Origin of the sequence: Lysinibacillus sp. NPDC093190, assembly GCF_050280425.1 — a bacterium.
Lineage (GTDB): Bacteria > Bacillota > Bacilli > Bacillales_A > Planococcaceae > Lysinibacillus.
Window position 1 is genome coordinate 1 of the sequence record NZ_JBNNVG010000053.1, and the last position, 16,968, is coordinate 16,968.

At 36.0% G+C, this 16,968-nt stretch carries 16 protein-coding genes; 11 read left to right on the plus strand and 5 right to left on the minus strand.

The genetic code is table 11. The features are described 5' to 3' along the window. Window positions 1–311: 311 nt before the first annotated feature. Together ACQKOF_RS24245 and ACQKOF_RS24250 are read right to left on the minus strand one after the other, a co-directional pair. The gene (locus ACQKOF_RS24245; protein ID WP_427562745.1) at window positions 312–1,121 is read right to left on the minus strand and encodes a cobalamin-binding protein; all 810 of its coding nucleotides are present in this window, start codon (window positions 1,119–1,121) and stop codon (window positions 312–314) included. Between the two features lie 122 nt (window positions 1,122–1,243). Continuing rightward, a complete protein-coding gene (locus tag ACQKOF_RS24250) occupies window positions 1,244–2,449 on the minus strand; it encodes an iron-containing alcohol dehydrogenase (protein WP_427562748.1) in 1,206 nt (401 codons plus the stop codon). Between the two features lie 859 nt (window positions 2,450–3,308). On the opposite strand from ACQKOF_RS24250, the gene ACQKOF_RS24255 reads away from it, so the two are divergent. From ACQKOF_RS24255 to ACQKOF_RS24275, 5 genes are all read left to right on the plus strand, one after another. Further along, on the plus strand, window positions 3,309–3,992 hold the full coding sequence (locus ACQKOF_RS24255; protein ID WP_427562751.1) for a TetR/AcrR family transcriptional regulator: 684 nt from the start codon (window positions 3,309–3,311) through the stop codon (window positions 3,990–3,992). A 2-nt stretch (window positions 3,993–3,994) separates the two neighbouring features. Beyond that, window positions 3,995–4,186, plus strand: coding sequence for a hypothetical protein (locus tag ACQKOF_RS24260; protein ID WP_427562752.1), 192 nt, complete (start codon window positions 3,995–3,997; stop codon window positions 4,184–4,186). Beyond that, window positions 4,117–4,608, plus strand: coding sequence for a CPBP family glutamic-type intramembrane protease (locus ACQKOF_RS24265; RefSeq protein ID WP_427562755.1), 492 nt, complete (start codon window positions 4,117–4,119; stop codon window positions 4,606–4,608). The genes ACQKOF_RS24260 and ACQKOF_RS24265 overlap by 70 nt, the downstream gene beginning before the upstream one ends. Continuing rightward, entirely contained in the window at window positions 4,609–4,851 is a 243-nt protein-coding gene (locus tag ACQKOF_RS24270) for a hypothetical protein (RefSeq protein ID WP_427562758.1), read from the plus strand. 192 nt (window positions 4,852–5,043) lie between these two features. After that, on the plus strand, window positions 5,044–5,907 hold the full coding sequence (locus ACQKOF_RS24275) for an alpha/beta fold hydrolase (protein ID WP_427562760.1): 864 nt from the start codon (window positions 5,044–5,046) through the stop codon (window positions 5,905–5,907). A 291-nt stretch (window positions 5,908–6,198) separates the two neighbouring features. Here ACQKOF_RS24275 and rpsD read toward each other — a convergent pair whose 3' ends face one another. Beyond that, on the minus strand, window positions 6,199–6,801 hold the full coding sequence (gene rpsD, locus ACQKOF_RS24280; RefSeq protein WP_370045127.1) for a 30S ribosomal protein S4: 603 nt from the start codon (window positions 6,799–6,801) through the stop codon (window positions 6,199–6,201). Between the two features lie 459 nt (window positions 6,802–7,260). Here rpsD and ACQKOF_RS24285 point away from each other — a divergent pair, with 459 nt between their 5' ends. Continuing rightward, a complete protein-coding gene (locus ACQKOF_RS24285) occupies window positions 7,261–9,141 on the plus strand; it encodes a sensor domain-containing diguanylate cyclase (protein ID WP_427562764.1) in 1,881 nt (626 codons plus the stop codon). 248 nt (window positions 9,142–9,389) lie between these two features. Here the strand turns inward: ACQKOF_RS24285 and ACQKOF_RS24290 are convergent, their stop codons facing one another. Together ACQKOF_RS24290 and hisJ are read right to left on the minus strand one after the other, a co-directional pair. Further along, a complete protein-coding gene (locus ACQKOF_RS24290; RefSeq protein WP_427562768.1) occupies window positions 9,390–9,869 on the minus strand; it encodes a GAF domain-containing protein in 480 nt (159 codons plus the stop codon). A gap of 24 nt (window positions 9,870–9,893) precedes the next feature. Then, a complete protein-coding gene (hisJ, locus tag ACQKOF_RS24295) occupies window positions 9,894–10,688 on the minus strand; it encodes a histidinol-phosphatase HisJ (RefSeq protein ID WP_370045132.1) in 795 nt (264 codons plus the stop codon). A 189-nt stretch (window positions 10,689–10,877) separates the two neighbouring features. On the opposite strand from hisJ, the gene ezrA reads away from it, so the two are divergent. The 5 genes from ezrA (at window position 10,878) to ACQKOF_RS24320 (ending at window position 16,409) form a co-directional block, all read left to right on the plus strand. Continuing rightward, window positions 10,878–12,578: a septation ring formation regulator EzrA gene (gene ezrA, locus ACQKOF_RS24300; protein ID WP_427562773.1), complete on the plus strand. Its 1,701-nt coding sequence runs from the start codon at window positions 10,878–10,880 to the stop codon at window positions 12,576–12,578. Between the two features lie 211 nt (window positions 12,579–12,789). Continuing rightward, complete coding sequence (locus ACQKOF_RS24305) at window positions 12,790–13,254, plus strand: GNAT family N-acetyltransferase (protein ID WP_427562776.1); 465 nt, start codon at window positions 12,790–12,792, stop codon at window positions 13,252–13,254. Between the two features lie 417 nt (window positions 13,255–13,671). Continuing rightward, window positions 13,672–14,832, plus strand: a complete 1,161-nt coding sequence (locus ACQKOF_RS24310) for a cysteine desulfurase family protein (protein ID WP_427562779.1) — start codon at window positions 13,672–13,674, stop codon at window positions 14,830–14,832. Continuing rightward, the gene (gene thiI, locus ACQKOF_RS24315; RefSeq protein ID WP_427562782.1) at window positions 14,829–16,037 is read left to right on the plus strand and encodes a tRNA uracil 4-sulfurtransferase ThiI; all 1,209 of its coding nucleotides are present in this window, start codon (window positions 14,829–14,831) and stop codon (window positions 16,035–16,037) included. The genes ACQKOF_RS24310 and thiI overlap by 4 nt, the downstream gene beginning before the upstream one ends. A 153-nt stretch (window positions 16,038–16,190) precedes the next feature. Next, window positions 16,191–16,409 carry an alpha/beta-type small acid-soluble spore protein gene (locus ACQKOF_RS24320; protein ID WP_053484999.1) on the plus strand — a complete coding sequence of 73 codons (219 nt, stop codon included), beginning with the start codon at window positions 16,191–16,193 and terminating at the stop codon, window positions 16,407–16,409. The last annotated feature ends 559 nt before the right edge of the window (window positions 16,410–16,968 follow it).

Consider the following 16,968-nt stretch of genomic DNA (forward strand, 5'->3'; position numbering starts at 1 on the left):
GGAGTGGAGGCTGGGCGACTCCTTGGGGATCAGCGATAGAGGAACGAAGGCTAAAAGCATCACATCCTGTGATAACGCCTTCGTGACCAACATCGGTGCTGCTGTCGCTTCGCTTTCGCGCAAAAAACATCCGTTGGCCCGAGACCCTGCAGCGAAGCGAAGCGGCTCATCGGACGCCCCCAGGAAGCTTTGCTCTGTGCGAAAGCGAAGCGTCAGCAACAAAGCGCCCAGCTGGAACGGAAATAAACCCCTCGCTTTGCTGAATAGACACTTTATTTAGTATGACAATGTCACTGACATATTGTTTCGTTTTAGCTATCTAAAAAATTAGGAAGCTTTACGTACTTATATTCTTTGGGGTGAAGCATATTCGCAAGCTTTAATGCACCCTCTATAAGGCGTGGCGATGGGCGACAATAAAGCCATTCCTCCATTACGTGAAGCTGATTCATTTTAACGGCTTGTAGCTCCTGTGCATGTGAACGTTTTAATAAATTAGCCGGTTGAATACGTTCAAAGGCAACTCCTACCCAAGCCATCATAATATAGTCTGGGTCGCGCCTTACTACATCTGCCCAATCGGTTTGCACGCTTGCTAATTCTACATCTTGAAACAGATTTTCCCCACCAGCAATAGCACTAATTTCAGTTAGCCAATTTATTTTACCTGGCGTAAAGATAGGATTTGGCCACCACTCCCAATAGAGAGTAGGTTTTTTAGAAATCGTTTGAGCAACTGTGCGAAGACGATCGATACATTGTAAATATTCCTCAGAAATTTCTTTTGCTCGCCCTTCAACTCCGCAGGCTTTACCCAAAGTATGGAGATCCTGTGCGATTTCTTCTAAAGAATTAGCATTAAAAACAATATGCGGAATATTTCTAGCTTGTAAAGCTTCAATATTTTTTTCCATGCCAGGGACACTTAAGGATGCGAGTACAAGATCAGGCTGCAACGCCTCTAAAGCATCCATATCGATTGATAAATCTGGGCCAAGCTGAGGTAAGTCGTTTACTGCTAATGGCCAATCCGAAAAATCATCGACACCAACAAGCTGATCAGTCAGGCCTAAATAAGCAACAAGCTCGGTATTACTAGGACAAATTGAGATTAAACGCATAATCTTATCTCCAATTCTTTTTAAGAAAAGTATAGCGAGTGTTGAAGTCACATACAATGACAGAATGTTTTTCCTCAATAAAAAAGGACATGCCTGTAAGAGACATGCCTTCTGATTACTTATTAAGAAAGTGCGATAGCTTCGAGGGATTCTTCTTTTTTCGCTACAGGGCCCATCGCATTTGTAATAATTTGTTTAATGTCTTCTAAAGTTGCTTTACGTGGGTTTGTTGCAGCACATACATCTAACATTGCATTTTTCGCTAAGATTTCAATATCCTCATCCTTCGCACCTAATTCGCGGAAGCCACTTGGAATGCTTAAATCTCTAGAAAGATTTTCAATTGCTACAATTGCTCTCTCAGCAGCATCACGTTTACTTAATCCTTCAACGTTTTCACCTAACAATTCAGCGATTTTTGCAAAACGCTCAGTACGTGCTGTTAAGTTAAAGCGGCAAACGTGTGGCAATAAAATAGCATTACATACACCATGTGGTAGATTATAGAAGCCACCTAATTGATGAGCAATTGCATGTACATAGCCAAGTGATGCATTATTAAATGCCATGCCTGCTAAAAATTGTGCGTAAACCATTTGCTCACGTGCTTCTAAATCTGCACCGTTTGCATAGGCACGCGGTAAATATTCAGGAACTAGCTGAAGTACCTTTTCAGCGCACGCATCAGTAATTGGTGTTGCATTTGTCGATACAAATGATTCAATTGCATGAGTTAATGCATCTAAACCAGTTGCCGCAGTTAGAGCAGGAGGTAAGCCAATCATTAGCTCTGGGTCATTAATCGATAGTAGTGGAGTAACATGTTTGTCCACGATAGCCATCTTCACTTTACGAGTTGTATCCGTAATAATTGTAAAGCGAGTCATTTCACTTGCTGTACCAGCAGTTGTATTGATAGCGATTAATGGAACCAGTGGGTTTTGTGATTTGTCAACGCCCTCGTAATCATGAATGCGTCCACCATTCGAAGCAATAAGTCCGATACCTTTTGCTGCATCGTGTGCACTACCTCCTCCAAGAGAAACGATTGAATCACAGTTTTCAGCATGATACACTGCAATCCCGTCTTCAATGTTTTGATCTGTTGGATTCGGTTCTGCTTTCGGGAAAATTGCTACATCAATTCCAGCAGCTATAATGATGTTAGCAATTTGTTCAGAGAGACCTAATTTGTGTAAGCCCTCATCTGTTACGATTAATGTCTTTTTCACTTCTAAATCATTTAAGCGTTTACCAACTTCTTGAATTGCTCCAGGTCCAAATAAGTTTGTTTTCGGCATAACAAATTGCTTTAGAATGTCTGACATATTTCCAACCCCTTTAAAATAATTGTTATTGCTTGAATGATGGCGAACCACCTTTCGAAATTCATAGTATTCTATTCTCTGTAAAAGTTCAACTCGTATTTTTATTAAAATTGTTAATTTTAATCGTGTTATTATTTTACAAAAAAGTTAGCTTTGTTTTTTGTTTGAAGGAAGGTTGAATTGTCTAGGAGTATTGATTTTAAAAAGGTTTAAAAATTGTTTTCCTATGAAAATAAAATATATTTTTATGGAAATATGTTCTATTTTAAAGAAGTATTGAATAGTAAATAATTGATATTTCGTTTTTAATATAATAGTAGTGGTTAAGTTATTTTTTAATTGTGTAATTACTATTTTAAAGTACATAAAATCGTCATAATTTACGGAATATTTAAAACTATGTTCTTTTTCTTTTTGAAATGTTTAAGGAAATACATAATGCAAGAAGTAAATAAAGAATGACCGTATATCCAAGTATTGCGCACATATAGAAAATTGCTTTTGAATCTAAACTTATAGGAGGATAACCACTGTGAGCATTAAAATGATATACCTCCTGCTCATAACCGAACCAAATAGCTACTAACAAAAAGCTTAATAAAAGGAGAGCTAGTAAAGCCTTTTTATGAAAAATGATATGCAGTAGACTTTCTTTAAAAGTAATTGGACGTTTAATTTCCTTGCTTTGATGCTTTTTAAAGGGTACTAAGAAAAAATCATGATCCCGCTATAAATTAAAACCTTCACAGTAAGTTCAGAAACATTATTTCCTCCTTTATTCCTATATTTTGTATTTAGACTTCCATAAAGATAAAAGGTTCCTTTTTTATTGATATTTACAAACGGGAATGAAAACTTATTGAAGTTTTTATTATTTAGGCATTTTGTAGGGATATTTGCAATTTTATTGAATAATATTTCAATGAAAATACTTTTAATAAAAGGGTGGGGGAAAATGTCGATTAGACATGAACAAAAAGAAAAACGAAGGGCCTTAATTTTACAATCGGCATTAGATTTGTTTATTCGGAAGGGGTATGGTGAAACGAAAGTTGCTGATATTGCTAAAGCCGCTGATATGAGCATGGGATTGCTTTTTCATTATTTTGACTCTAAGGAAAAGCTTTATGAAGAGCTAATACGCATAGGGTGTGAAAGACTCAAGATGGATTTTAATTTTATGAATGAATCGCCATTGGCAATTTTTACAGCGGCTGCTGCGGATTTGTTTAACATGATCAGTACCAACCCATCTGCAGCAAAAATGTTTGTGCTAATGGAGAATGCACAACATCTTGATTCCTTGTCGAAAGATTTAAAAGAGATGCTTACGGAAGCAGATAAATTAATAAAAAAGAGTATTCCATTAATAGAGAAGGGGCAATTACTAGGTGAAATTAAACAGGGAAATGCTGAAGCACTTGCGGTAGCATTTTGGTGTTCTATTCAAGGTATCGCCCAATACATTGCACTGCATCCCGAAACTCCTTGTCCCAATACAATGTGGGTTATTTCAATCCTTGAAAACAGGGAGGCGGATTGAAAATGAAAACTAAACGCAACTTAATAATCTTTATAGTTGTTGTTTTGCTATGTGGCTGGCTTGGTGTTTTTGTAGATCGCTTCATCCCTGAACAGCCTAAAGGTGACACACTTGGGATGGGCATTTGGCTAGTATTTCCGTTACTTACAACTATACTGTTACGGCATTTGCAGGAGATGGTTGGCGAGATATAGGCTTATGGCCAAATTTGAAAGGCAACATAAAATGGTATATTGTCTCACTCCTAGTCTATCCCATAATCACTTTTATAGTTTTGCTATTAAGCTATATATTTGGCTGGCTGGATTTATCGAATTTTAATTTAGATGCATTAGTTTCAGTTTTTATTGGTGGTTTACTGATTCAATTTGTTAAAAACTTTTTTGAGGAATCAGTCTGGAGAGGTTATTTAACAAGTAAACTTTCATCGTTAAAAATAAATGATTTTTGGTTGTATTTTATTGTGGGTGGTGTTTGGGGAGCTTGGCATATTCCATATTTTTTAGTGTTCTTATCAGAAAGTGATATCTTCAGCGTACTTCCTGTAAATCGGAAAGGAGTTCTTTGTGCAAGCACAAAGCCGATTCCGGACGCAATTATGCCGAGGCATAATTGATTGACGAAAAGTATTTGGCCACTTGTCCTTATGCATATGACAGAAGATGCGCTTGTGAATCCACTTATTCTTGATGGCTATATCAAAATTGCTCAGGGAAAAGAATTTCTTGTTTCTCCAACGGCAGATATTATTACTACAATTCTTTACCTAATGGTAGGGCTTTTATTGCGAACTAAACGAAAAAAGCTAGAGAGGGAAATTGTATCAAAATCAACTACAACAGTTATCGTGAAAGTTTAGCACACGATAATAAACGAAAAGCACATGATGGACTATTCATGTGCTTGAAAAATTTATAAAGTTGATAGAAAAGTAGATGTAACGAGCACAATTAAAATTATTCCTAAAGATTTAACGTTAAAAGTTATGATTACATCATCTTTTACAATAAACAGGACGTGATAGGAGAATATGGATATAGGAGAGAGCTATATGAGTATATACAAAACACAATATGGTAGAGAAATGTCTTTAAAGCTTTATGATGCTCAATTGAAGAAATTGGGTTTTTCATGTAAGGATGTTTACGTTAATACTCGTTTTGGAAGAACACATATTGTTGAAACTGGCAATCTATCGGGTGAACCATTGCTAGTATTTCATGGAGGGAATAGTACGACTGCCTATAATTTACTAATGTATAGATTCCTACTTAAGGATTTTCACATCTATGCGGTTGATATTATTGGCCACCCTGGAAAAAGTGATGAAGTGAGTCTCTCTCCTAGAAATTATGATTATGGAAAGTGGGCAAGTGACGTTATTATAGGGCTTGGATTTGATAAAATATCTTGTTTTGGGGTTTCGTTTGGAGGCGGAGTTTTGGCAAAACTTATGTGTATCGCACCGGAAAAAGTAGAAAAATCCGTATTAATTGTACCATCAGGTATTAATAATGCCTTTCCAATCAGTACTGTGAAGATGATGATACCACTACTCAAATATAAACTAACAAAGATAGAAAAATATATAAAAGAAACGGCTTTATTTATGGCTATTAAAGAAGAAATTCTTGATAAAGATACTTTGGATATGGTGAAAGATAGTTTTGATCATGTAAAAACAAAAGTAGGGATGCCATCCAATGTGAAAGAGAGATTAATGCAACAGTGTAAAGCACCAACACTTATTATGGCAGGAGAAAAAGATTGTTTATTTCCAGCGAGAAAAGTATTACCAAGAGCAGAAAGAATCATACCAAATAACACAGTTCATATGCTAAAAGGGTGCGGACACATGCATATGATGCCGGAGCATGAAAAGAAAATGATCGTTGATTTCTTAAGGAGTAACTAATTAAGTACACAGCTGAACAAAGAGAAACATTTTAGTTTGACTGTGCGCTCAGTTCTTTTTTATGCAGCTATCGGGTTATATGGTTAAATAATCCATAAAAAGATCGCGCCTTGATGAGTGATCAAAAAAAACTCTTTGTCAAAACACTTATTTCGGTACCCATTAATTGCCCCGAAATAACAATAAGTAATCCATGATTGTGCACTGTCGATAAAAAGCAAAAACCCTAGAAAACCTTGATATAAAAGGCTTTCTAGGGTTTTTTAAACTACTCTTTGCAGAGCAATTTAATTAACGAGAGTAGTACTCTACGATGAATGCTTCGTTGATTTCAGCTGATAATTCAGAACGCTCTGGAAGGCGAGTGAATGTACCTTCTTTTTTGTCAGCATCAAATGTTAAGTAGTCAGGTACGAAGTTGTTTACTTCGATTGCTTCTGTTACTACTGCAAGGTTTTGAGATTTTTCACGAAGAGAAATCGTTTGACCTGGTTTTACGCTGTATGAAGGAATATCAACGCGTTTGCCATCTACTAAGATGTGGCCGTGGTTTACTAATTGACGAGATCCACGACGAGTACGAGATAAACCTAAACGGTAAACTAGGTTGTCAAGGCGAGTTTCAAGAAGAACCATGAAGTTTTCACCGTGAACACCTTTCATTTTACCAGCGCGGTCGAATAGAGTACGGAATTGACGTTCGTTCATGCCGTACATGTGACGAAGTTTTTGTTTTTCTTGAAGTTGTAAACCGTATTCTGATAATTTTTTACGTTGGTTTGGACCGTGTTGACCTGGTGCGTAAGGACGTTTTTCGATTTCTTTACCTGTACCGCTTAGTGAGATACCAAGACGACGTGATAATTTCCAAGATGGACCTGTATAACGAGACATATTGTTGTCTCCTCCTTTAAATTTGGTTTTTTTGTTGTAAAACAAAAACCAGTAGTACCCATTCTTATACGCATTTTATTTTCATGTATTTTCGCCTATGCAGCCGTTAGGTTACGCAATACACCATCTATTTGAATCTGTTTAGTTATACTAAATAAAATAGAGGAATAAAATACAGTAATAAGCTCATACCACTGCTGCGTTTATTTTACACAAAATTCATTGTAACTGCTTATTACATAGACGTCAATTATTAGACTAACTATTTTCGAAAAAAGGATAATAGTAAAAATTTCCCCTCTATACATTTCTCGATATTCAGGAATAGTCAATGATACTGTGTGATATGTAAAATGTAAAAGTGAAATAGAATAACATAGTCAAAATGACACAAATTATGTATAATATACTATAAGTTAATAGTAATTGATTTGGACGTTATATAGAAAAGGTGATTTCATGACAGACCATTTACAAACGCTAAAATATATAAAATCAGATGTTTTAAGCATTTGGGTGAGTTCTAAGGAACAAGCTGGTTTTAATGGGTATTTTAACCCATTAAAACAGTGTCTAAAGAAGCACTTTGGAATTGTAAATGTGGCATTTCTCGGTTTCGAAGGTAATTCTTTAATACCTATTGAAGAGATGGCTACTGTAACAATTGAAACAAAACTAAATGCTGTGTCATGGTTAATGATTGAAGCTAGCTTTTATCAGCAGAAGATGGTGAAAATTCCCTATGTATTAAAAGAAAAAGACGCCTATATGACGATGACAGATATGGTGCTTTTCCAAGCAGAAGGCAAGAATCCAATTGGTGTGCTACTCGTCGAGGCAACCGATACATGGACAGACTTTATGACTTCGGATTACGGGGAAAAGTTTGTCGAAACGCTTACAAAGGTTCTTCAGTTGATTAGAGAAAATTTTGAAGTAAAAGTGAATGAAGACCAATATAGAAAATTGTATAATATGACAGATTTATTTCATTCCACTATGGATATTGATTTGATTTTAGAAAATGTCTTAAAAAATATTAAGGATAATTTCCCGGAGTTTAATGTGGAGCTTATACTATCGAATGATCAAGACCGCCATACGACTATCGATATTAAGCTTTTTGATTACTTATCTGAAAGACCTGCGACTATTGAGGCTTTTGTCTCAGGAGAGCTGACAACGGAGCTTGCTAGTGATTTAAATTGTCGATTATTAAACGCCCCTATAAAAGGGAGACAAGCTATTTATGGTATTTTACAAGTAAGTGCACCTACAACATATCTTTTTTCAACGACTGAAAAAGACTTTGTACGAATGCTAGCACAAACATCAGGAAATGCGCTTGAAAATGCAAAATTATATCATCAATCACATCGCCTAGTAAGTGATTTACAGCTCATCAATGAAACATCGCATCGTTTAAATATGAGGATTGACATTCATGAAATGTTACTTTTTCTTCAAAAACAGTTAATGAAATCCTTTCAACCAATGGAAGTTTGTTTCGCTTTTAAATATAATGACACCTTTAAAGTGACGGATGCTAGTACGGCTTTATTCAATGTAGAAAAGGGCCAAACATATATAAAACATGTTGAACAACATTTTGAAAATACCAATGATCCACTATTTATTGCCGATTTCAGCCGATTAACCCCATATCAAATTGAATATCGTTCAATTATGGCAATCCCGATTTTAATGGAAGAAAAAATTAATGGCTTTAGTATTGTGTTACACAAGGAGCCATATTTCTTTTCATTTGACAGCTTTAAATTAATGCAATCATTAATCCATCACTCTTCTTTAGCAATTGCAAACTCAATATTACGAAATCAACTTCAGGAAATGGTAGATTTGGATCATTTGACGAAATTGTACGCAAGAAGTTATTTAGACCAGTATGTAGAAAAGTCACTTAAAAATGATCAATCAGGAATGTTCTTACTCATTGATATCGATAATTTCAAACGCATTAATGATACGTATGGTCACCAAATTGGTGATAAGATTCTTATGCAAATTGCATCCCGGTTAAAAGAAACAATTGGAACTCGTGGTATTTGTGCACGTTGGGGTGGAGAAGAAATGTCTGTGTATATTCCAAATATTGATGAGAAAGAAGCAATCGAATTAGCAGCAGCAATCGTTGCAGTAATTCCGAGTACAACAGATCCTCAGGTGACAATTTCAGCAGGTCTCATAACATGGGATGAACATTACCGTCCAGCGTTTCAATCTGTTTTCCTTCATGCAGATACAGCGCTTTATGAAGCGAAAAACAGTGGTAAAAATCGTTTTTGTATTCATGATCGATCCTATCTAACAAATTCATAATATAATAAAAGTAAACAGATGTTTTTGAAAATAAAACGTCGGCCTGATGCGCTGAAATGCCCTGAAATGACAATAAATCATTTCAGGGCATTTTTTTATCCCGCATTAACGCGCAGTAATACTCCCACCTCAAAATTCGGCAAAAGCAAAGAAGTTAGGTGGGAGATAAACTGCCCGTAAAAGCCCGATTTGTTCAACTAATAATCAGTGAGGGGATGAAGAAAACCCCCGCTGATTAAAGTTTCACTTTATAAATGGGGGACTAAGGTTTTTACGAATAGCTCTAACCCTTCTTGATCTTCCTTAGAAAAACGATTTACGATTGGACTGTCGATATCAAGAACACCGATGACCTGTTCTTCTTTTAACAAGGGAATAACGATTTCGGATCGGGACGCGGCATCACAGGCAATATGCCCTGGAAAATCATGTACGTCTTTTACCACTATTGTTTCTTCTTTGCCTACAGCTGTTCCACAAACGCCGCGTCCGATTGGTATTCTGACGCAGGCAGGTAAGCCCTGGAATGGCCCTAATACAAGTTCCTCCTCCTGTAATACATAAAAACCGACCCAGTTAATGTTTGGCAGAAATTGATTTAGTAATGCAGAGGCGTTACTTAAATTAGCAATGCGATCGCTCTCTCCTGTAAGCAGAGCATCTAACTGTTTTGCTAAAGTATTATATTGCTCGGCAATTGGCCCATCATAATTAATTTGTGTAAACATAAAAGCACCCCGTTTGAAAGTTATTTATTTTGGATATATAACATTATAGTGTTGATGTAAATCAGCAACAGTATGAGCATCTGAACCGAAAACAATGGGTAGCCCAATAGATTTACTATAATCAATAAAGGAAAATGGTGGATAAGGTTCCTGACAATATGTTTTACTTAAACCAGCGCTATTTAAATCTAGCTCATAGCTTTCTTCCTTCATTAAATCTAAAACTTCTCGAATCCGCGCAGAATCATCAATTTTCACCATATGAGCTAATTGAAATTTGTGAATAAGTGAAGGATGCCCAATGCGCTTAGGCTTGTATTGCCCTAAATCTGCTTTAATGGATTGTAGGACGGTATCATAATATAAATTATACACTTGTTCGATAGAGCCCACTTTTTTTGAAAAAGCCATAAAACTTTCTGGAGAAAAGTCAATGCATTCAAAGGTATTTTGCCATTGTAAAAAATGGACCGATAAAATAGAATCATTTAAAAAGTGTCCATATGTATTAAGAAATTGACGAGTTTCTTGTTCGAAGCCTTGAATATAGTCGACCTCTAGACCTATATGAATGCGGATGTCTTGTGCATACTCCTTTTGAAGGCGCTGTAAATCTTCAAAATAAGGCATTAAAAATTCTGGATTCATACCACTATCTTGCTGCGGTGTAGGATCAACAAAATTCAATGGTAATGGTGCATGTTCTGTAAAGGTGATATCTGTAAAGTTGTGGGAGATAGCTTTTTCAATATATTGCTTAAATGAATCAGAAGTACCGTGTGGACAATATGGACTATGAACATGGCCGTCATATTTCATAAAATAACCACTCCTTTAGCTATTGATAATAACACTTCTATTTGCGACAATTGTTCAAAAATTAAGTAGGTATTATTCTTGAAAGGCGTATATACACAAAAAACACTAAATTTTAGTACAAAAGGCGATAACATAGTATATAATAAATACAACTAGCCAATTCGTTTATTGTAGAATAGGAGGCTTACGATGGAGTATATCATCATTCCGGTTATCCTACTATTAATTTTAGCTATAGTAGGATTTATGATGCGACGAAAACATACAACAATCATTGCTAAACTTGAAAATGAAAAATCACAAATACAAAACAATCCCATAAATGAGGAAATTTCAAAAGTTAAATCTTTAAACATGAACGGTGAAACGGAAGAGATGTTTGAACGATGGCGTAATAGTTGGGATGAAGTCATCGATGTACATATGACAAAAATTGATTCACTTTTATTTGACGCAGAGGATCAAATCAATAGACTTCGTTTTAATAAAGCAACGTTAATTGAACGTGAGATAGAAGATTACATTCAAAAGTGTGAACAAAATAAAGATAAAATCTTAGAAGAACTAAATGAATTAATTGGCAGCGAAGAAAAAAATCGTATTGAAATTGAACAATTAAAAGAATACTATCGCTCTGCACGTAAAACATTGTTAGCGCACCAACATTCATTTGGCATAGCATTACCAGCTCTGGAGAAAAAGCTGGAGACGTTTGTTCAAATGTTTGAGGAATTCGATGTGCTTACTAGCGAAGGGAATTATTTACAGGCAAGAGAAATTGTTATTGGCTTAAACCAAGAGTCACAGCAGACATTTGAATACATAAATGATGTCCCAACAATTTTGACTGAATTGCAAGTAAAGCTACCAGGAGCGGTACAGGAATTACGTAGTGGCCAGCGGGAAATGGAAGAGCAATCCTATTATTTACAGCATTTAGAGCTAACTGTAGCGCTTGATAAATTTGAAGAAGAATTTACGACATTAAAAAATGAATTAGCAGAGCTTAACTTAACTGTTGTTAAACCGCGTGTTGCTGAAATAAATGAAGAGATTGATCATTATTACGATTTGCTTGAAAAAGAGGTTATTGCTAAAAATTATGTTGACCAAAATTGTGATCGTTTATTAAGCTCAATCACCAATGTTATTGGTTCAACAAGATTAGTAAGTGATGAAGCAACCTTTGTGCAGCAAAGCTATCGTTTAAATGAGAAAGATGCAGAAATACCAAAAGCTGCATTAAAGCAATTAGAGGCTTTACAACGTCGCTATGACTTATTGGCGATGCGTGTTAGAGAGGAAAAATCTGCATACTCAAGTTTGCAGGAAGAATTGATTGAAATTAACGAGGAGCTTGAAGGTATTCATGAGGAGCAAGGCCATTTGTCAAATACGATGAAGAAGCTACGAATTGATGAAAACAAGGCTCGCACGCAAGTAGAAAACTTAAAGAAAACATTACAAGAAACAGATCGTCTATTGAATAAGGCTAATATTCCAGGTATTCCTGAAGAGATGGATGCCCGTCTAGATGAGGCAGCAGAGCATATTTATGTAGTAATGCAAAGCCTGCAAGAGGTACCTCTCAACATGGGAACAGTTCATAATAATTTAAATGCTGCAACACTTTGTGTAGAGGATGTAAAAGCGAAGGCACATGAATTGATTGAAAATGTAATGCTAATTGAACGTATTATTCAGTATGGTAATCGTCATCGTGCAACAAATCCAAAATTGCATACTCGTTTAAAAGAAGCAGAAAAATCCTTCAATCAATTCCGCTATTCCAAGGCATTAGAAGAGGCTGGAACGGCAGTTGAAGAAATGGAGCCAGGAGCTTTAAAGCGAATTCAAGAACTTGTAGCAGAAGAAACAATAACAAATTAGTCAAGTATAATAAAAAATTACATCAGCTGTCTAAAAGGTATAGTTATTACTTTTTAGACAGCTTTATTATTAAAAGGCCAATTTGTTTGGGGTATTCATACGATTTTTCGGACGTTTGCGTGTGCTCTTAGACATAAAAGTGACCGGAAGCTTCACATTATGCCTCATCCCAATTTTTGTTTAGAAACGATGAAAAATAGAGGTGTTCATAGTGCAATTTTATATTAAGGAAATGAATGAAGTTTATGCGACGGACATTTTGAATTGGAAGTATGAAGAACCATATGTTTTTTATAACAATGAACTATGCGAAGAATCTCTAAATGAATTTCTTGAAAATCCGTACTATTCAATTGTCAATGAAAAAGAAGAGCTAGTCGGTTTTTTCTGTACAGGAACATCTGCACAAGTACCTAAAGGACATGACTATGGTGCGTATTTAAACGAGTGCATTGATGTTGGGATAGGGATGAAGCCTGAGCTAACAGGAAAAGGTTATGGTTCAGAATTTTTTTTATTTATCTTAAATCAGCTACAACAAGAAAATCATAGTCCTATTCGTTTAACAGTAGCTACATTTAATACAAGAGCAATTCATCTATATGAAAAATTAGGCTTTGAAAAAGTCATGGAATTCACAGCTTCAACTGAATTTATAACAATGAAGAAAGATTAAAAATAAGCGTGTTGACTAGGGTTTATAGTGGTGAAATTCGCCTTCAATACGGTGTTGAAATATAGTTTAAATATGGTCGCTGAAAGTTGAGGATGGCATTTATTTAAAGCATATTTCATGTATATAAGTTGATTGGAGTGGAGGTTGGACGCCCCCCAGGAAAGCGCCCAGCCGGAACGGAAATCATCAACCTCACGTTATAGTAATAAGCCTAACAATGCAAAACCCAAATTTTTATACTCAGGAAACGTTCATAGTAAATTTTAATATGCCACTCTATAATGGGTGGTTTTGCACATTAAAAGCAAACGAATGAGTGATTAAATTAGGATAATTGTTAAAGTTAGTAGTCAATTGCTGAAGATTGCGTTATGATAAATACCGTTAAATCAACGTTTTGAAAGTGTGTGAATATTAATGGAAGTTAATACAATCTATTTAGACAACAGTGCAACAACAAAACCTTTAAAAGAGGTTATGCAAGCATTTATGGTAGTGAATGAGCAGTATTATGCCAATCCTGCTTCCATTCATGCAATGGGTGTTGAATCAAACGACTTGTTAAAGCGTGCACGTGAGCAAGTAGCAGATATTTTGCAGACAGAAGCAAAAAATGTGCTATTTACATCAGGTGGTACTGAATCCAATAACACGGCTATATTTGGTTTAGCACGTAGCAATACACATAAAGGAAATCATATTTTAACAACTGAAATTGAGCATCCATCTGTTCTAGAATCTGTTAAGCAACTTGAGCAAGAGGGTTTTGACGTAGAATACTTGCAAGTAGACAAAAATGGAGTTGTTTCTTTAGAGGAGCTGCGCACAAAAGTGCGCATCGATACAATTTTAGTAAGTATGATGCATGTAAATAATGAAATGGGTGCTATCCAACCAATTTTTGAAGCTGCAAAAATTATTCATGAATCGAGTCGAGCAGCTTTTCACGTTGATGCTGTACAAAGCTTTGGAAAGTTACCGATATCATTTAACGATGATGAGGGACCAGACTGTATTTCAATTTCTGGCCATAAAATTCACGGCTTTAAAGGTTCAGGTGTACTAGCATTTCGTAAAAAAATGAAATGGCAACCGTATGCACTTGGTGGAGGACAGGAGTTTGGTTTACGTAGTGGAACGGTAGCTGTACCGCAAGCCGTAGCCTTATCCAAAGCAGCCCGAATAGCAGTCGAGACGATGAATGATCGTGCGAAAAAATACCATCAATGGAATGAAGAAATATGCACGCAACTACGTGGATATGGGGATGCAGTGCATATTTTATCAACCCCACAAGGAGCGTCGCATATTTTATCTTTTAGTATTCGCGACTTAAAAGGTGAAGTCATTATCAATGCATTGCAAAAACGCAATGTAATTGTCTCGACATCGAGTGCTTGCTCATCGAAACAGACAAAAACAAGCCATGTTGTTGAAGCTCTAAATATTGATGAGCACTTTAAAAAGGGTGTTATTCGTATAAGTTTTGGCGCGCATGTAACAAATGAAGATATAGTAAAGTTTAAACAAGTATTAGATGAAGTATTGATGGAACTTAAAGGAGAATTTAAATCATGATTTGGAAAGAAATTTTAATTCGATATGGAGAGCTTTCTACAAAAGGTCGCAACAAGATGGATTTTATTCGTCGCTTACGAGAGAACATTCGTCATGCGTTTGCGGATTTAGGACATTTACACATTCGCACAGAGCGCGATCGTATGTTTATCGCCATTCAAAATGAAACACAAATGGACGTGCTATTAAAAGGATTACCTAAAATTTTTGGTATCCAATCATTTAGTCCAGTAGCAGCATGTGAAAAAGACATCGAGGCTATGAAAAAACTGGCAATAACAATTATGGATACATTTAAAAATGAGCAGCTTACTTTTAAAGTAGAAGTAAAGCGCACAGATAAAACATTTCCGTTAGAATCACATGCCATTCAACGCGAAATTGGCGGTTATGTATTACCACAATATCAAAATTTATCAGTAAAGGTGAAGAAGCCTGATATCGAACTTCGTGTAGAGGTGCGTCATGATGCAACATATATGATGGCACAAGTTATACCGGGTGCAGGTGGAATGCCTGTAGGCTCTAATGGTAAATCTTTATTAATGCTTTCTGGTGGTATAGATAGTCCTGTTGCTGGTTATTTAATGATGAAACGTGGAGTGCGCTTAGAAGCGATTCACTTCTTTAGCCCACCGTATACAAGCCAAAATTCATTGGAAAAAGTAAAGGTGCTTGCTAATGAATTAACGAAATTTGGAGCTAGTATACGTTTACATGTAATTCCTTTCACTGAAATTCAAGTTCTTATTAAAGAAAAAGTACCTTCTAATGTATCGATGACAACAACTCGTCGTATGATGCTAAAAGTTGCTGACAAAGTACGTGAAGAAATTGGTGCACTAGCTATTGTTACAGGTGAAAGTCTTGGACAAGTAGCAAGTCAAACTCTTGAAAGTCTAACAGCTATTAATGCCGTAACTAATACACCAATTTTACGTCCATTAATCTCATCAGATAAATTAGAAATTATCGATATTGCAGAGAAAATAGGCACATACGAAACGTCTATCCAGCCATTTGAAGATTGCTGTACAATTTTTACTCCAGCAAGTCCAAAAACAAAGCCAAAGCTTGAAAAGGTTGAGCATTATGAAAGCTTCTCGGATTTTGATGAACTAATCGAACGAGCAGTGAAAAACCGTGAAGTCTATATTTTCCCGAAAAAAGAGCAAGAAGCCGATAAATTTGCAGATCTTCTATAGAAGAAACTTGTGATTTCTTAAGCTAACGAGCCGACTCAAAAGTCTTGAGTCGGCCTTTTTTATTCATTTCCTTTGCAGGTACAATTTACCGATAAAATTTTCGTATTAAAAATCTAATATCGCACATTCTATATTCACAAGGAGGTGAGACACATGGCGAACAACACAAACCGCAGTTCAAACCAGCTTGCAGTACCTGGTGTACAACAAGCGCTAGATCAAATGAAATACGAAATTGCACAAGAATTTGGTGTTCAATTAGGAGCTGACGCTTCAGCTCGTGCTAACGGTTCCGTTGGCGGTGAAATCACTAAACGTCTTGTACAAATGGCAGAATCTCAATTAAAAGGCATGCCAAACAGCAACCAATAATTGCTTAATCAGCAATTATAAAATTAAAACCAGTGACCGTAAAAGGCACTGGTTTTAGTTTGTTTAAATTGTTTATTTTTTATCCCGTATTAACGGGCAGTAATTTATCTATATCAAAAGAGAAGAGTCAGGTCCTCCCATTTCAATTCAATGAGAGCAAAGAAAATAGGTGGGGCTAACTGCCCGTAAAAACCCGATTGGTGAAGATTAATAATCAGTGGGGTAAAGACCTCCCACTGATTAAAGTTCCACTTTATCCCGTATTAACGGGCAGTAATTTCTATATCAAAAGGAAGCGTCAGGTCTTACCATTTCAATTCAATGAGAGCAAAGAAATAGGTGGGGCTAACTGCCCGTAAAAACCCGATTGGTGAAGACTAATAATCAGTGGGGTAAAGACCTCCCACTGATTAAAGTTTCACTTTATCCCGTATTAACGGGCAGTAATTTCTATATCAAAAGAGAAGCGTCAGGTCTTACCATTTCAATTCAATGAGAGCAAAGAAATAGGTGGGGCTAACTGCCCGTAAAAACCCGATTGGTGAAGACTAATAATCAG

What these genes read in the sequence shown, in the direction of transcription:
- hisJ (WP_370045132.1), bottom strand. Translation starts at nt 10,688, where the DNA reads ATGAAATATGACGGCCATGTTCATAGTCCATATTGTCCACACGGTACT.
- ezrA (WP_427562773.1), top strand. Translation starts at nt 10,878, where the DNA reads ATGGAGTATATCATCATTCCGGTTATCCTACTATTAATTTTAGCTATA.
- ACQKOF_RS24310 (WP_427562779.1), top strand. Translation starts at nt 13,672, where the DNA reads ATGGAAGTTAATACAATCTATTTAGACAACAGTGCAACAACAAAACCT.
- ACQKOF_RS24260 (WP_427562752.1), top strand. Translation starts at nt 3,995, where the DNA reads ATGAAAACTAAACGCAACTTAATAATCTTTATAGTTGTTGTTTTGCTA.
- thiI (WP_427562782.1), top strand. Translation starts at nt 14,829, where the DNA reads ATGATTTGGAAAGAAATTTTAATTCGATATGGAGAGCTTTCTACAAAA.
- ACQKOF_RS24320 (WP_053484999.1), top strand. Translation starts at nt 16,191, where the DNA reads ATGGCGAACAACACAAACCGCAGTTCAAACCAGCTTGCAGTACCTGGT.
- ACQKOF_RS24250 (WP_427562748.1), bottom strand. Translation starts at nt 2,449, where the DNA reads ATGTCAGACATTCTAAAGCAATTTGTTATGCCGAAAACAAACTTATTT.
- ACQKOF_RS24290 (WP_427562768.1), bottom strand. Translation starts at nt 9,869, where the DNA reads ATGTTTACACAAATTAATTATGATGGGCCAATTGCCGAGCAATATAAT.
- ACQKOF_RS24245 (WP_427562745.1), bottom strand. Translation starts at nt 1,121, where the DNA reads ATGCGTTTAATCTCAATTTGTCCTAGTAATACCGAGCTTGTTGCTTAT.
- ACQKOF_RS24285 (WP_427562764.1), top strand. Translation starts at nt 7,261, where the DNA reads ATGACAGACCATTTACAAACGCTAAAATATATAAAATCAGATGTTTTA.
- rpsD (WP_370045127.1), bottom strand. Translation starts at nt 6,801, where the DNA reads ATGTCTCGTTATACAGGTCCATCTTGGAAATTATCACGTCGTCTTGGT.
- ACQKOF_RS24275 (WP_427562760.1), top strand. Translation starts at nt 5,044, where the DNA reads ATGAGTATATACAAAACACAATATGGTAGAGAAATGTCTTTAAAGCTT.